Origin of the sequence: Corallococcus sp. CA049B, from assembly GCF_003611685.1 — a bacterium.
Classification (GTDB): Bacteria; Myxococcota; Myxococcia; order Myxococcales; family Myxococcaceae; genus Corallococcus; species Corallococcus coralloides.
Map to the genome: position 1 here is coordinate 1 of NZ_RAWC01000226.1, position 14,621 is coordinate 14,621.

13 protein-coding genes and 1 tRNA gene are annotated in these 14,621 nt (G+C 69.6%); 3 read left to right on the plus strand and 11 right to left on the minus strand.

Features of this window, described 5'->3' with window-relative positions; all coding sequences use genetic code 11:
• Window positions 1-44: 44 nt before the first annotated feature.
• Entirely contained in the window at window positions 45-2,027 is a 1,983-nt protein-coding gene (locus D7W82_RS32645) for a M13 family metallopeptidase (protein ID WP_233588072.1), read from the plus strand.
• A 26-nt stretch (window positions 2,028-2,053) separates the two neighbouring features.
• The gene (locus D7W82_RS32650) at window positions 2,054-2,302 is read left to right on the plus strand and encodes a GlsB/YeaQ/YmgE family stress response membrane protein (RefSeq protein WP_120564099.1); all 249 of its coding nucleotides are present in this window, start codon (window positions 2,054-2,056) and stop codon (window positions 2,300-2,302) included.
• A gap of 28 nt (window positions 2,303-2,330) precedes the next feature.
• Here D7W82_RS32650 and D7W82_RS32655 read toward each other — a convergent pair whose 3' ends face one another.
• The 6 genes from D7W82_RS32655 to D7W82_RS32680 form a co-directional block, all read right to left on the minus strand.
• The gene (locus D7W82_RS32655; protein ID WP_120622058.1) at window positions 2,331-3,365 is read right to left on the minus strand and encodes a PA0069 family radical SAM protein; all 1,035 of its coding nucleotides are present in this window, start codon (window positions 3,363-3,365) and stop codon (window positions 2,331-2,333) included.
• 50 nt (window positions 3,366-3,415) lie between these two features.
• Complete coding sequence (locus D7W82_RS32660; protein ID WP_120622059.1) at window positions 3,416-5,077, minus strand: DUF4135 domain-containing protein; 1,662 nt, start codon at window positions 5,075-5,077, stop codon at window positions 3,416-3,418.
• A gap of 141 nt (window positions 5,078-5,218) precedes the next feature.
• Window positions 5,219-5,818 (minus strand): hypothetical protein, encoded by a 600-nt coding sequence (locus D7W82_RS32665; protein WP_120622060.1) that lies wholly within the window; start codon window positions 5,816-5,818, stop codon window positions 5,219-5,221.
• Window positions 5,819-5,904: 86 nt separating this feature from the next.
• A tRNA-Gly gene (locus tag D7W82_RS32670) sits at window positions 5,905-5,977 on the minus strand.
• A gap of 48 nt (window positions 5,978-6,025) precedes the next feature.
• Window positions 6,026-6,304 carry a hypothetical protein gene (locus D7W82_RS32675; RefSeq protein ID WP_199727897.1) on the minus strand — a complete coding sequence of 93 codons (279 nt, stop codon included), beginning with the start codon at window positions 6,302-6,304 and terminating at the stop codon, window positions 6,026-6,028.
• A gap of 56 nt (window positions 6,305-6,360) precedes the next feature.
• Entirely contained in the window at window positions 6,361-8,322 is a 1,962-nt protein-coding gene (locus tag D7W82_RS32680) for an ABC transporter substrate-binding protein (protein ID WP_120622062.1), read from the minus strand.
• Window positions 8,323-8,511: 189 nt separating this feature from the next.
• Between D7W82_RS32680 and D7W82_RS32685 the strand changes: the two genes are divergently transcribed.
• Window positions 8,512-9,357 (plus strand): discoidin domain-containing protein, encoded by an 846-nt coding sequence (locus tag D7W82_RS32685; protein ID WP_233588073.1) that lies wholly within the window; start codon window positions 8,512-8,514, stop codon window positions 9,355-9,357.
• A gap of 54 nt (window positions 9,358-9,411) precedes the next feature.
• Here the strand turns inward: D7W82_RS32685 and D7W82_RS32690 are convergent, their stop codons facing one another.
• The 5 genes from D7W82_RS32690 to D7W82_RS32710 form a co-directional block, all read right to left on the minus strand.
• Complete coding sequence (locus tag D7W82_RS32690) at window positions 9,412-9,807, minus strand: zf-TFIIB domain-containing protein (protein WP_120622064.1); 396 nt, start codon at window positions 9,805-9,807, stop codon at window positions 9,412-9,414.
• A gap of 149 nt (window positions 9,808-9,956) precedes the next feature.
• Entirely contained in the window at window positions 9,957-11,228 is a 1,272-nt protein-coding gene (gene murA, locus D7W82_RS32695; protein WP_120622065.1) for a UDP-N-acetylglucosamine 1-carboxyvinyltransferase, read from the minus strand.
• Between the two features lie 54 nt (window positions 11,229-11,282).
• Window positions 11,283-12,146: a peptide chain release factor N(5)-glutamine methyltransferase gene (gene prmC, locus D7W82_RS32700; RefSeq protein ID WP_120622066.1), complete on the minus strand. Its 864-nt coding sequence runs from the start codon at window positions 12,144-12,146 to the stop codon at window positions 11,283-11,285.
• Window positions 12,143-13,234: a peptide chain release factor 1 gene (gene prfA / locus D7W82_RS32705; protein ID WP_120564111.1), complete on the minus strand. Its 1,092-nt coding sequence runs from the start codon at window positions 13,232-13,234 to the stop codon at window positions 12,143-12,145. Before prfA ends, prmC begins: the two co-directional genes overlap by 4 nt.
• Window positions 13,235-13,518: 284 nt before the next feature.
• Window positions 13,519-14,621 (minus strand): CapA family protein (locus D7W82_RS32710; RefSeq protein ID WP_147439683.1); only part of this gene is annotated, 1,103 nt, incomplete at its 5' end.

Consider the following 14,621-nt stretch of genomic DNA (forward strand, 5'->3'; position numbering starts at 1 on the left):
TATGCGATCGTCGGCAGCGTCCGAAGTGTATAAGAGACAGGCCCATGTCCGAGCGCCCCATGCCCCCGGGCCTGGACGCCGCGGTGATGGACCCGTCCGTGAACCCCTGTGACGACTTCTACCAGTACGCGTGTGGCGGCTGGCTGAAGGCCACGGAGATCCCCGCCGAGCGCGCGCGCTGGAGCCGCGGCTTCGAGACCGTGGCCGAGCGCAACCAGACCGTGCTGCGCGACATCCTCACCCAGGCCGCGGAAGGCAAGGGCGAGGTCACCCCGGAAGACAAGAAGCTGGGGGACTTCTACGGCTCCTGCATGGACGAGGCGAAGCTGGAGCAGTCGCTGCCCGCGCTGCGCACGCACCTGGCGAAGCTCAACGGCCTGAAGAGCCCGCAGGCGGTGGCCGGCGCGGTGGCCTGGCTGCACGCGCGCGACGTGAACGCGCTGTTCCGCGTGGGCTCGGATCAGGACCAGAAGGACGCCACGCAGGTCATCGCCGTGGTGGACGCCGGAGGCCTGGGCCTGCCGGACCGCGACTACTACCTCAAGCCCGACGTGAAGATGCGCGAGGCGCGCAACGCCTACCAGGCGCACGTGCAGAAGGTGTTCGAGCTGCTGGGCGACGCGCCCTTCGTGGCCAGCCGCAAGGCCATTGGCATCCTCGCCATCGAGACGCGCCTGGCCAACGCGCGGCTGCCCAAGGAGGACCGCCGCGAGCCGGAGAAGGTCTACCACCGCCTGGAGCGCCAGGGCCTGAAGAAGCTGGCGCCCGCCTTCCAGTGGGACACGTACTTCGCGCAGGTGGGGCTGCCGCCGGGTGAAGCGCTCAACGTGACGGAGCCGAAGTTCTTCTCGGAGGTGTCCGCGCTGGTGCGTCAGCAGCGCCCGACGGACATGGGGCCGTACCTCTCCTACCACCTGGTGAAGGGCGTGCAGACGGCGCTGCCCAAGGCGCTGCGCGACGAGTTCTTCCGCTTCGAGTCCTCGGTGCTCACCGGCGCCAAGGCGGACCTGGCGCGCTGGAAGAAGTGCGTGGACGCCACGGACGACGCGCTGCCGCACGCGCTGGCCAAGCCCTTCATCGCGCGCACCTTCGGCGCGGACGGCAAGGCCACCACGCTGGACATGGTCCAGCAGATTGAACAGTCCTTCGAGCGCAACCTGGACACGCTGTCCTGGATGGACGCGGAGACGAAGGCGCAGGCGCTGGTGAAGGTGAAGAAGATCACCAACAAGATCGGCTACCCGGACCAGTGGCGCACCTACGACGGGCTGACGGTGACGCGCGACTCGTTCCTGGACAACCTGCTGGCGGCGGACGCCTTCGAACAGGCGCGCCAGCTGCGCAAGGTGGGCCAGCCGGTGGACCGGCAGGAGTGGTTCATGTCGCCGCCCACGGTGAACGCCTACTACAACGCGGCCACCAACGAGATTGTCTTCCCGGCGGGCATCCTCCAGCCGCCGTTCTTCGGGCGGGACGCGTCCGCGGCGGTGAACTTCGGCGCCATGGGCATGGTGGTGGGCCACGAAATCACCCACGGCTTCGACGACGAGGGCCGCCAGTTCGACGCGGACGGCAACCTGCGCACGTGGTGGACCCCGGCGTCGGACAAGGCCTTCCGCGAGCGCGTGTCGTGCGTGAGGAACCAGTACGACGGGTACACCGCCGTGGACGACGTGAAGGTGAACGGCAAGCTCACCCTGGGCGAGAACGTGGCGGACCTGGGCGGCCTCAAGCTGGCGTACGCGGCCATGGAGGCTTACCTGGCCAAGCACCCGGACCAGGCAACGAAGGCGAATTCGTACCGCTTCACGCCGGGGCAGCAGTTCTTCCTCGCGCACGCGCAATCGTGGTGCTCGAAGATTCGTAATGAGGCTGCGCGGCAGCGGGCGCTGACGGATTCGCACTCGCCGGCGTTCCTGCGCGTGAAGGGGCCGGACGTGAACCTGCCGCAGTTCCAGCAGGCCTTCTCCTGCCCGGCGGGGTCGCCGATGGTGGCGCCCGCTGCGAACCGCTGTGAGGTCTGGTAAGGCTTCGGCCCTACTTGGAGGACGGCATGGGAATCTGCTCGTGGCTGGTGTTGGGCGGTATCGCGGGCTGGCTGGCCAGCATCATCAAGGGCACCAACGCCCGGATGGGGATGTTCGCGAACATCTTCGCCGGCATCGTGGGTGCCATGCTGGGCGGCTGGGTGTTCAGCTTCTTCGGTGGCCGGGGCGTGACAGGCTTCAACCTGTACTCGCTGCTGGTGGCCACGGTGGGCGCCGTCATCCTGCTGTCCATCCTGCAAGCCATCCGGAAATAGCGGTCCCGGCTGTCGCGCCCTTCGCTGCCTAGAAGAGCGACAGCTGGGGTGAGGTGGAGGGCCGCGCGGGGCGCCGGAAGGTGTCCGGCGCGGCCTCCGTGATGGACGACGCGCGCATGCCCACCTTGCGCGCCGCCGTCGCGAAGAGCTGGTGGATGGTCTGCGCGTAGAGCCCTTCGCCGCGCATGCGGTGCTTGAAGCGGCTGTCGGTGAGCTCCCCGCCGCGCGTCTCGCGGATGCGGTGCAGCACCCGGTCCGCTCTCAGGGGCAGCTTCGCGCGCAGGCGCTCCTCGAAGACGGCCTGCACGGGGCCGGGAAGCCGCAAGAGCGTGTAGTGCGCGCGCGTGGCGCCGGCTTCACGCGCGGTGGTGAGCACGCGCGCGATGTCCTCGTCGTTGAGGCCGGGGATGATGGGGGCCACGGACACGGCCACGTCGATGCCGGCCTCCGTGAGCTTGCGGATGGTGGCCAGGCGCCGCTTGGGCGTGGCGACGAGCGGCTCCATGGCGCGCGCCAGCTCCTCGTTGTGGAAGGGGAGGCTGATGCTCACGAACAGCTTCGTCTCGGCGGCAAGCCGCTGGAGCACGTCCAGGTCGCGCTCAATCAGCACGCCCTTGGTCACGATGCCCACGGGGTTGCGGTACTCGGCGCAGACCTCCAGGCACTGGCGGGTGAGCCGGAGCGACGCCTCCAGGGGCTGGTAGCAGTCCGTGACGCCGCTGAAGACGACCGTCTCCCCCTTCCATGACGGACGGTCGAAGGCCTCGCGCAAGAGCTCCGGGGCGTTGGGTTTGACGACGAGGCGCGTCTCGAAGTCGGTGCCCGCGCCGAAGTCCAGGTACTGGTGCGTGGGGCGCGCGTAGCAGTAGGCGCAGGCGTGGAGGCAGCCCCGGTACGGGTTGACGCTCCAGGAGAAGCACACGTCGGGGCTGTCGTTGCTCGCGATGATGGAGCGGCTGTGGTCCTCCCAGACTTCCAGACGCGCGGGGGGAATCTCGTCCAGGTACTCCACCGCGGTGCTCGCCCAGGGGTTGGGCGGATTGTCGACAGGGCGGGCCTTCACCCTTCCAGGGTGTGGCTGAATGCCCGTTCAGTCAAGGCGCCCGTGTCCCGTCAGAGCAGCGCGCCACACCCGAGCGTCGTCTCCAGCGCCGTGCGCAGCCGCTGCTTCAGCTGCGGCCGGCCCATGGTGCCCCGCAGCGGGTTCAGCTTGTTGCGCACCTCCGTGAGGTTCGCCACCGTCACGCCCTGCGCGGTCGCCGCGACGTAGGTGACGCCCTGGGCGCGCAGGGGCGTGAAGAAGTGCTGGCGGTGGTGGGGCTCAAACAGGGCCCCGGGGACCGCGTTGTGCTGGCCGCCGTACCACGTCAGCCAGTCGAACAGCCCCTGGCCGATGGCGTGGGCCTCCGTGCTCAGGGTGCCGTTCATGTTCTGGGTCATGCCCTCCGCGTGCGCGCGGCACATGTCCGTCGTCATCAGGAGCACGCGCGCCATGGGGGCGACGTTCTGGAACTGGTTGAGCCAGGCGTCCACCCGGCCCGTGTTGAGGGCGGTGACGATGCGGTCCACCTCCTCGCGGATGCCGGCCAGGATTTCGTTCGGGTACGCGGAGGCCTGGACCCAGGGGCCGTGGGGCGCGGTGCTGAAGCCCGCGTTGACCTCCGTCTGATCGTAGGGCGCGGACACGTTGCTGGCCTGCCACTGTCCCCGGTAGAGGTCGGTGGTGAAGACGCCGCCCACCATGCTGTGCGGCGGCGGGGCGATGCGGAGCACCTGGGACAGCGCCGCGTGGGCGATGGGGTTGTCGAGCGGCCCCGCGGGGTAGTTGAAGCCCATCTCCGCGTCGATGAGGTGGGGACCCTGCGCGGTGGCCATCACGTTCTCGTGATGCAGGTCGGTGATGCCGAACACCGCGGACACCGTGATGAGCCGGCCCAGCTTCCGGAAGTACGTGGGCTGATCCACCAGGGCGATCTGCCGCGTCTTCGCCACCATCTGCATGTAGCCGTACTCACCCCGCGCGTGCGGAAACGCGACGATGCGGATGGCCGGGAGGTCCGCGTCGAGCGTGGTGAAGAGGCTGTCGGTGTACGGCAGCAGGGCGGGGTAGTGCGTGCGGCAGATTTGGTACGACTGGGGGTCGCCCATGAGCAGCAACTGGAAGGTGAGGTCCGACGGCTTGTAGACGACCCGCCCTCCGCAGGAGAACCGCAGCAGCGCGACGCGGTGGCCGGCGTGGTGGGGATCGCTGCCGGTGACGTTCACGTCGGCGAGCCCCCCGGTGATGCCGAAGGCGCTCTGGAGCAGGGCGCGGTCCCCCATGATGCGGCTCACCAGCGAGGCGCCGAAGTCCACGTGGGCCCGCACCAGGTCCTGGATGATCCGCCAGACGCGATCCGCCGGAGTCTCCGAGAGCGTCTTCACCGTCCCCAGCGCGTTGCGGCCCAGGCTCCAGGCGAAGCTGAGCGGGCGCAGGTTCCAGGCGTTGTCCACCGCGCCCCACTCCCTGCGCGCGGACAGCCCGGCGGCGGCGGAGCAGGGGCCGTAGAGGTCCATGGCCGTGCGGTGGAGGAAGTTGTTCGCCAGCAGGGTGCCCGTCAGGCTCTGGAACCCCGCCAGCTTGAGCACGCCCGCCAGCTGGCTCACGACCTGCTTGAGGGCGTCCTTGATGAACGGCTTGACGGCGTTCACATGCGGGGGCGCGCCCTGGATGACCGCCGTCCCCATGAACGTCGTCACTTCGTTCAGCGCGTCGTTGATCTCGGTGTCGTACATGGCGGAGGGCCCAGGGGAGGGACGGCAACGTTCACTGCCGGGCAGTGTAGCTGCCCTTCAGTGCGGCCCCATCCAGCGCCTGCCCGACACGTGCACGGACTCGCGTGACCCATCCCGGGTCAACCGGGACGGCTCTTGTTCTCAGCGCAGGACGGGCCTGCCCGTGAGCAGGTCCCGGTGCAGCGCTTCGCTCAAGATGAACCGGCCCTCCTGTCCGAGCAGGTGGTCCGGGAGCACCGACGCGAAGTCGCCGACGACGGCCTCCGGCACCACCTCGCGCCAGGTCTCGTCGTCCGTGATGAGCGTGTCGACCGCGAGCGACTTGAACTCCACCTGGTGGCCTTCCTCGATGAAGACCCTGGCGCTCAGCCGTCCGCCCACGCTCAGCGTGTCCATGTCGAACGAGTTGGCATACAGGACGTTCGCCACGGTCAGGTTGCCCGTCACCCGGAGCTCCGAGCCGCAGACCAGGTCGCGTGCGTGCAGGTCGCCCAGCACGTAGAGCTTGGAGCCGTCATCCTCGTTCTGGAACGCATCCGACAGGCAGCCCTTCACCGTCAGATTCCCTGCGATGATGAGGACCTCGTTGGCCTCCAGCGCGAAGTCGCCGTCGAGCTCCAGGTCGCCTTCGCGCAGCGCGAAGTGGAGCTCCTCCGCGTCGTCCTCGAAGGGCGTCTCCAACAGGTCGGCGAGCAGTTCGTTGGCGCGGGCGCTGTCGGTCGGCTGGAAGTGGCTGGACATGCGCCGGCATCTAACGGCGGGAGGGTGGCCCGGAAACACGAAGGCCGGTGGTTCCGCGAAGGAACCACCGGCCTGTGTCTCTTCAGAGCGGCGGAAGGGATTCGAACCCTCGACCCCGAGCTTGGGAAGCTCGTGCTCTACCAACTGAGCTACCACCGCAGGCGCTGCGTGAAGCGGGACCCAAAGTAGGGGCGGGGCCCTGCCTTGTCAACGGGAAGAATCGCCCGGTGTCTGGCGAACCTTTCCGCAGGCGGCGCAGTACCGGGCCTCGGGAGTGCGCAGCGGTTTGCCGCAGGCCGTGCACGGCGGTCCGTACTGCGCGATGCGGTGGTGAATGACCACGTTCGGATGGCAGCCCGCCTGTCCCGTCAGCCGCTCATAGGCCTGGCTGACGGGAGCAAAGCGCGCCTCCATGGTGGGCTCCGACGAACGGAAGGCGGCGCGGTAGAGGTTCGACACCTCCTCGAACTCCACCTCGTCCAGCATCGGCACCTCCTGCTGGCATCTCCAACACCACAACAGCTTCATCGCGAACCCTCCGGCTATTCGCCCTCCTCGACGGTGAGCTGGTACGAGTCCTGAAAGTTCGCCTCGCGGTTCCTCGCGTCGCGGACCTCGAAGACGTAGACGCCCGGCTCCGCGCTGTAGCGGATGGTTTCCGGCAGGTCACCCTTGGCGCGGTCGGACGTCTGCACGAGCGTCAGCTTCCCGTCCGGCTGCACGCGGTGCAGGTACAGCCCCACGTCCACCTTCAGGATGCCCAGCAGCGTCGCGGTGATGGCCGTGCGCACCGGCCGGTCGGACAGGTCCACCCGGAAGTAGTCCACGTCCTTCGCCGGGTACACCGTGCCGCGCACCGCCTTGCCCAACGTCAGGTCCTGCGCGCGGTCGGCGGTGTTGTTGGGCTCGCGCTCCTCGCTGCCGTTGTCTGGCACCGTCGTCACGCTGATGCGGTAGGGCTGGTCCGCGTTCTCGAAGTCCTTCACGAACTTGCCGTTCACCTTCCGGAACGACCCCTCCACCCGGAAGTAGCAGGTGCCGTTGCACGCCACGTTGTTCAGCCGCTCCGGCTCCTTGATGGCGCCGTCGTTGGCCTTGAGCAGCACCGTCTCCTTCTGCCCGTCACCCTGCGGCGGCTCCACCATCGACAGCGTCAAATCCAGCCGGTCCACGCCCGACAGCTCCACCTTCGCCAGCACCGGCTCGCGCGTCGTCAGCACGTAGTGGTCCACGTCCGACTTGGGCGACAGGAAGCCCTCGCGGTAGCCCGCGCCCGTCAGCGGCGTGGCCTTGAGCAGCTCGTCGTTGGGCTCCAGCTCCGCGTGCGCCCCCGCCTCCTCCTGGGACACCGTCAGCGTGTAGGGCACCTGCGCGTTGTACGTGCGCCGCTGCGCCTTGCCCGTCCCCGTCCAGCCGCCCTTCACCACCACGTAGACCACCCGGTCCGTGGCCCTCACGCCGATGTTGCGCAGCGCGAGCGGCTCGCCCTCCTTGCCCTGCAGGGTGAAGAGCGGCGCCTCCGCGGCGGACAGCACCGAAATCTCCGGCCGCACGCCCTCCACGGCGGACAGCTCGATCTTCAGCGCCACCGACGGAATCTCCGGCTCGGGAGGCGGCAGGCCCGCGTCCACCGCCTGCGCCGCCAGCGCCCCGCCCAGCTCCCCGGGCGCCGTGGGCATCGCCCCCTCGGGCGGCGGGGCGGGCGGCTCTCCGCCTCCGAACGTGCCCTCGGGGGAGGGCGCCGCGGTGTCGTCGATGACCGGCGTCTCGTCCGGCACGGACGGCGGCGGCACGGCCGCGGGCGTCGAACCTGGAGCCGGCGCACCCAGGGCCTCGGGCGCCGCACCTGGAGCCGGTGCTCCGCTGTCCTGGACCGCGGGGACTTCACCCTCGGGCATGGCGGGCGCGGGCAGCTCCACCCGGTACCAGTCCTCGTCGCCGGAGTGCCCCAGGAACGCCGTCACCGTCTGCCCCAGCGGCAGCGCGGCGGCGTCCACGGCGCGGTCGTTGGGCTCGCGCTCCTCGCCGTCGTTGGGCTGGCGGTACTTCACCTCCAGCGTGTACGCCCCGCCCGTGCCCTTGCGCGCGGGCGACACCACCAGCCAGCGCTCCTTCTCCACGTAGAGGTTCGGGAGGCGCTCCCCCTTGCCCTCGCCCTCGCTGTTCACGCCCACCAGCCGGTTGCGGTCCTGGTCGTAGACGTCCAGCTTCACGTCCCCGCCCGGCAGGCCCGTCACCGTCACGTCCGCGATGCGCGGGGTGCCCGGCGCCAGCCGGTACCAGTCCTCGTCCAGCTTGTTGGGCTCCGCCGCCAGGCCGCCCGTCACCACGCTGTCGCGGGTGATGGCCAGCGCCTGGTCGGGCCGCTCGTTGGGTTCCTTCTCCGTGAGGGCGGCGGGGCCCGTCTCCTCCACGCCCGCGTCCGGCGCTTCCTCCGGCACGTCCTTCTTGCAGGAGGCCACCCCCATCAGCCCCAGGACACAGACCCAGCCCCAACGTCGCATCACGTCTTCCTCCTCGGTCGGTCCGCCTTGTCGGCCTGGGCGTGTCCGGGTGTCAAGCACCCCCAACCCCCGGCGGGCCGCTTTCATCCGCGCCCCCTGACGTCACCTGCACAACGCCAGGTCCGATGGTGACGGAAGGTGCACACCCGGACTGGAGCGACGGGGCAGGGACGATCCAAGATGCGCCCCATGCGACGCCTGTCCCTGGCCTGCCTGCTGCTCGTCTCTCCGACCGTCCTCGCCGCCGCGCCCGCCGCGCCCGGCTATGCCCAGGCGGAGGCCTGGCTGGAGAAGGAGGCGCGCCCGGACCACTACGTGCCCCTCAACCTCCTGGACGGCCGGGACACCACCGTCTGGTGCGCGGAAGGGGAGAAGCCCTCCCACGTCTTCATCGGCTTCAAGGAGCCCGTCACCCTGGACGAGGTGCGCGTCTACACGGGCGACGGCACGTCCCGCGACGCCTTCAAGGCCAACGGCCGCGTGCGCAAGTTCACCCTCACCAGCGTGGACGCGTCCCGCAGCGTCACCGTGCAGGACAAGCGCGGCCTGCAGGCCGTGCCCCTGTCCCAGCCGCTCTTCGGCGCGCGCTTCATCCTGGAGGTGGCGGACCGCTTCCCCGGCGCGAAGGAGGACAGCCCGGTGTGCCTCACCGACCTGGTCCTCTACTCGGGCGGAAAGCCCCTCAACGGCCCCGCGCTCGCCACCCGGTACAAGTACGACGCGCGCGTGGCGCCGCTCGTGGGCACCTGGTTCGGCGGCCATGAAGGCGCCCCGGAGCGCTTCCTGTCCTTCTTCGTGGACGGCACCTGGCGCTTCTCGCTGGAGCCCCTGGAGACGCCCGAGCCCACCACCGTCGTCAGCGGCACCTACACGGTGTCCGGCAACAAGGTGACGCTGGACATCCCCAAGAAGGGCAAGGTGACGGCGCGCTTCGAGCGGACCTCTCCTGGCGAGGGGCCGAAGGCGGCCGCCGCGCTGTCGCTGGACGGGACGCTCCCCGAGGAGTGGGGGAGCACCTTCCGCGGCCAGCCTTGAGCACAACCGGGCGCCTGGAAGGACCGGGCGCCCACCGGGCCTGGAGCCTGGGGCCTAGATGGCGGCCTTGGCCTTCCGCTTCGCGTCGAAGTTGCGGAAGAAGGTGACGATCTCCTGCTCGGCGGCCTTCACGTCCGTGGCGTCCGCGAACTCCGACTCCAGGAAGATGCCTCCGCACGACTCGCAGGTGTCGTAGTGCAGGGGGTGATTCCGGTCCCCACCGTCGATGCGCACGAAGTCCACCTGGCAGTCCGGGCACTGCCCTGTCAGGGCCTCCGCGTCGACCTTGCCCCCCAGTTGCTCCAGACCGGGCAGGTTGTTGTGAAGGAGGATGCGGCGCAGGTCCGAAACATCGGTCCACAGGCCTCCGCAATCTCCACACTTCCGCAACGTCTCGTCGTGATCTCCTTCGAGATCAGTCATCTCGACGCTGCAACCGGGGCAATTCATGGGGCGGCTCGTTCTCCTGAAAGGGGGAGCCCAGAGTGCTCCCCAGTGAATGGAGAATGATAGGTCGCCCAAAAATTGGGATGCAACCCGTGCGGCGGCTTCTGTTGGCAACGTGCCTTCAGCCGGCCCCCTGGGGCTCAGGTCGGTGCTCAGGCCCGCTGCTTCACCCTCCGGATGTCCGCCCCCAGGCCCCGCAGTTTGCGCTCCAGCCGCTCGTACCCGCGGTCCAGGTGGTAGACGCGGCTGACCTCGGTCTGCCCGTCGGCCCGCAGGCCGGCCAGGATGAGCGACGCGCTGGCGCGCAGGTCGGTGGCCATCACCGGCGCCCCGCTGAGCCCCTTCACGCCCTTCACCACCGCAGTGTGCCCCTGGATGGTGATGTCCGCGCCCAGCCGGTGCAGCTCCGGCACGTGCATGAAGCGGTTCTCGAAGATGTTCTCGGAGATGACGGACGTGCCGTGGCTCACCGTCATCAGCGCCATCAACTGCGCCTGCATGTCCGTGGGGAAGCCCGGGTGCTCCGTGGTGGTGATGTTCACCGACTTGAGCGACCTGGGCGCCTTGCAGCGCAGGCCCCCGCCCTCCACGGTGATGGTGCAGCCCGCCTCGCGCAGCTTGTCGATGACCGCGTCCAGGTGCTCCGGGCGCGCGTGCTTCACCAGCACGTTGCCCCCGCTGATGGCCGCGGCCACCAGCAGCGTGCCCGCCTCGATGCGGTCCGGGAGGATGGCGTGCTCCACCGGGTTCAGGGACTCCACGCCCTCGATGGTGATGACGGACGTGCCCGCCCCCTCCACCTTCGCGCCCATCTTGTTGAGGACCCGCGCCAGCTCCTCCACCTCTGGCTCGCGCGCGCAGTTCTCCATCACCGTGCGGCCCTTCGCGAGCACCGCCGCCATCATCACGTTCTCCGTGCCGGTGACGGTGATGACGTCGAAGTTGACCATGCCGCCCTTGAGCTGCTTCGCCCGGGCCTCCACGTAGCCTTCCGTCAGGTGGATGTCCGCGCCCAGCGCCTTGAGGCCCTTCAAGTGCTGATCGATGGGACGCGCGCCAATGGCGCACCCGCCCGGCATGGACACGCGCGCCCGGCCGAATCTCGCCACGAGCGGCCCCAGCACCAGGACGCTGGCGCGCATGGTCTTCACCAGGTCGTAGGGGGCCTCCGGGGTGATGTCCCCCGCGATGCTGATTTCACAGGTGTCCGCCTTCCTGCCGGTGAGCCGCTCGGCCTCGCAGCCCATCGTGCGGAGCACCTCCAGCATCGTGGCCACGTCCGCCAGGTCCGGCACGTTGCGGAAGGTGGTGGTGCCGTCCGCGAGCAGCGCGGAGGCCAGGATGGGCAGCGCCGCGTTCTTCGCGCCGGAGACCTCCACCTCGCCGTGCAGCGCGGTGCCGCCCTTCATGACGATCTTGTCCATGTCTTTTACGTACCTTCTTTGCGTGCGGCTGCCGGGCCGCGCGTCCCGTGGCCGTCAGGCCGCGGGCTGTGTCCCGAACGCCATGCGTTCACGCCGCTCCAGGTCCTTCTCCACGCGCGCGTCCGAGTACCCCGCCGCCCGCAGGAGCTCCAGGACGGCGCTGCCCTGGGTCTCACCCATCTCCAATGCAAGCAGTCCGCCAGGCTCCAGCACCCGGCGGGCGCCCTGAATCACCCGCCGGAGCGCCACCAGCCCGTCCGGCCCGCCGTCCAGCGCCAGCCGGGGCTCGCGCCGCACCTCGGCGGACAGCCCGGCGATGTCGCCTGAATCGATGTACGGCGGATTCGACACCACCACCCGGAACGTCGCGTCCGGGGGCAGGGGAGAGAACAGGTCGCCCTCCAGCACGCTCACGCGCTCGGAGACGCCCAGGGCCTGCGCGTTCTCACGCGCCAGCGCGCACGCGTCCCTGGACAGGTCCGTGGCCAGCACCGTCGCCTGGGGCCGCTCCGCCGCCACGCTGATGGCGATGCAGCCGGAGCCCGTGCACACGTCCAGCACGCGGGAGGGCGCGTCCCTGGGCACCGCGTGCAGCACCGCCTCCACCAGCAGCTCCGTCTCCGGCCGGGGGATGAGCACGCGCGCGTCCACCTTGAACGGGCGGTTGTAGAACTCCTTCGTGCCCGTCAGGTAGTTCGTGGGCTCGCCCGCGAGCCTGCGCTCGATGAGCGCCTTGAAGGCGGCCAGCTCGTCCTTGGACAGCGGCCGGTCCAGGTCCACGTACAGGCGCACCCGGCCCGTCTTGAGCACGTGCGCCAGGAGGATTTCCGTCGTGAGCCGGGGCGCGTCCACCCCGCGCTTCTCGAAGTGCCCCGTCGTCCAGGTGAGGAGCCGGCGGATGGTCCAGACGTCGCTCATGCTTCGCTGGCGGGCCGCCCGCCACCCGTCTGCGCCTTGAGGGCTTCGGCCTGGTAGTGGGTGCGGCAGGCGGTGATCACCTCGTCCACGTTGCCCACCATGATGGCCGGCAGGTTGTGCACGGTGAGCCCGATGCGGTGGTCGGTGAGCCGGTCCTGCGGGAAGTTGTAGGTGCGGATCTTCTCGCTGCGGTCGCCCGTGCCCACCTGGCCGCGGCGCATGGAGTCGCGCTCGTTGCGGATGCGCTCCTGCTCCATGTCGTAGAGCTTCGCGCGCAGCATGCGCAGGGCCATGGCGCGGTTCTTCCCCTGGCTCTTCTCCTGCTGGCACTTCACCACGATGCCGGACGGCTTGTGGATGAGGCGCACCGCGGAGTCCGTGGTGTTGACGCTCTGGCCACCGGCGCCCGTGGAGCGCATCACCTGCATCTCGATGTCCGCGGGGTTGATCTGCACGTCCACGTCCTCCGCCTCCGGCATCACCGACACGGTGATGGTGGAGGTGTGGATGCGCCCCTGCGTCTCCGTGGCCGGCACGCGCTGGACGCGGTGGACGCCGGACTCGTACTTGAGCTGGCTGAACACGGCGTCCCCGGAGAGCGTCACCGTGGCGTCCTTCACGCCGCCCGCGTTGCCCGCGCTCATGTCCAGGATGTCCGCCTTCCAGCCCTTGCGGTCCGCGTAGCGCAGGTACATCTGCATGACCTCTTCGGCGAAGAGGGCCGCCTCGTCGCCGCCCGCGCCCGCGCGGATCTCCAGGATGACGTTCTTCTCGTCATTGGGATCCTTGGGCAGCAGGAGGATCTTCAGCGCGGCTTCCTGCTCCTCGCGCTGCTCCTTGAGGCCCGGCAGGGACTCCTTGGCGTAGGCCTTCTCGTCGGGGTCGGAGCTGGACAGCCACGACTCCACCTCCGACAGGTCCGCCAGCACCTTGCGGTAGCCGCGGAACGTCTCCACGAGCTTCTCCAGCCCGGCGCGCTCCTTGGACACCTTCTGGAGCTTCGCCGTGTCGGCGAGGATATCGGGGTTCGACAGGTCGGCCGTGAGCCGCTCGAAGCGGCGCTCGACCTCTTCCAGTTTGTCAATCATGCGTGGTTCCCGGGGCGTCTTGCCCCGTTGGGCGCCCCGTGGCAAGGGCCGAGGGCGTCAAGGAAAACCTTGGCCGTATGGGCAGCGGCATGTAAGAACGGCCCCCGTCGCCGCCCGGTGCGGCTTGAATCACGCTCAACACGGAGTCCTTCCACATGGCCGCACAGAAGGGGAATCGTTCCAAGAAGAAGCTGAAGAACCGCGCCAAGACCCGGAAGGCGCAGCTGAAGCGCCGCCGCACGCGCTTCAAGCGCGGCCAGCGCAACAACAAGTAGTCCCGGCAGCTACTGCCCCCCTCTCACACTGGAGGAGGGGGGCGGCTGGCTCCCTGCTCCCCCGGCTTCCACCGTCTCCAACGCCGGGAGCATCCGCTCCAGCCCCTGCGTCCCCTGCGACGCGGTGCGCAGCAGCGTCATCACCCCTTCGGCCTCGGCACCCGTGACGGGCACCGGCTGGACGGGGAACTCGGGGTAGCGGTCGGTCCTGAGGGGCAGCACGTCACTGGACACATAACCCGTGGAGTCGAAGCGCGCCCGCCACAGGACGCTGCGCTTGTCCCGGGGGTTCCAGTTCCCGCCGAACACGAAGTTGCCCAGCGAGTAGAGCACCGGCTTGCCCTGGTACAGCTCCATGGACTGGAGCACGTGCGGGTGGCTGCCCAACACCCCCGCCGCCCCCGCGTCGATGGCCGCGTGCGCCAGGCGCACCTGGTACGGCTCCGGGGTGGTGTTGCCCTCGATGCCCCAGTGGAAGAAGGGGAGCACCAGGTCCGCCTGGGCCCTGGCCGCCGCGATGTCCTCGCGCAGCATCCGCTCCATCACCTCCACGTCGGAGAAGTGCCCGGCCACGCCCGGCGTGGTGTCCGTGGCGTAGACCTCCCGGGGCTCGATGTTGCGCGTGCCCAGGAAGAAGTAGCCCAGGAACGCGACCTTCAGGCCCCCCACGGTGAGCACGGCCGGGCGGCGCGCCTCCGCCAGGGTGCGGCCGGCGCCGAAATAGGGGATGCGCGCGGCCTCCAGGGCGGTGAGGGTGTCCAGGAGCCCCTGCGCGCCGTAGTCCATCATGTGGTTGTTGGCCAGGCTCACCACGCCCACGCGGCCCGCGGTGAGCACGTTCACCAGCTCCGGCCGCGCGCGGAAGTTGAAGTTCTTGGGCAGCTTCACCGTGCTGTCCGTGTACGGGCACTCCAGGTTCACGACGAACAGGTCGCCGGAGTCCACGATGGGCATCACCTCGCGGAAGCCGTACGCGAACATCTCCTCGCGCGTCCTCCCCTTGGCCACCTGATCATCGAAGTACTCCTCGTAGTGGTAGCCCACCGTCACGTCGCCGCCCACCACCAGCGTCACCGGGCGGGCGGGGGCGGGAGGGGCCGGCTGGCCAGCGG

Bases quoted from the DNA above. Each gene is read 5' to 3' on its own strand.
- D7W82_RS32645 (WP_233588072.1), top strand. From the start codon at position 45: ATGTCCGAGCGCCCCATGCCCCCGGGCCTGGACGCCGCGGTGATGGAC.
- D7W82_RS32650 (WP_120564099.1), top strand. From the start codon at position 2,054: ATGGGAATCTGCTCGTGGCTGGTGTTGGGCGGTATCGCGGGCTGGCTG.
- D7W82_RS32660 (WP_120622059.1), bottom strand. From the start codon at position 5,077: ATGTACGACACCGAGATCAACGACGCGCTGAACGAAGTGACGACGTTC.
- D7W82_RS32665 (WP_120622060.1), bottom strand. From the start codon at position 5,818: ATGTCCAGCCACTTCCAGCCGACCGACAGCGCCCGCGCCAACGAACTG.
- D7W82_RS32675 (WP_199727897.1), bottom strand. From the start codon at position 6,304: ATGCTGGACGAGGTGGAGTTCGAGGAGGTGTCGAACCTCTACCGCGCC.
- D7W82_RS32680 (WP_120622062.1), bottom strand. From the start codon at position 8,322: ATGCGACGTTGGGGCTGGGTCTGTGTCCTGGGGCTGATGGGGGTGGCC.
- D7W82_RS32685 (WP_233588073.1), top strand. From the start codon at position 8,512: ATGCGACGCCTGTCCCTGGCCTGCCTGCTGCTCGTCTCTCCGACCGTC.
- D7W82_RS32690 (WP_120622064.1), bottom strand. From the start codon at position 9,807: ATGAATTGCCCCGGTTGCAGCGTCGAGATGACTGATCTCGAAGGAGAT.
- murA (WP_120622065.1), bottom strand. From the start codon at position 11,228: ATGGACAAGATCGTCATGAAGGGCGGCACCGCGCTGCACGGCGAGGTG.
- prmC (WP_120622066.1), bottom strand. From the start codon at position 12,146: ATGAGCGACGTCTGGACCATCCGCCGGCTCCTCACCTGGACGACGGGG.
- prfA (WP_120564111.1), bottom strand. From the start codon at position 13,234: ATGATTGACAAACTGGAAGAGGTCGAGCGCCGCTTCGAGCGGCTCACG.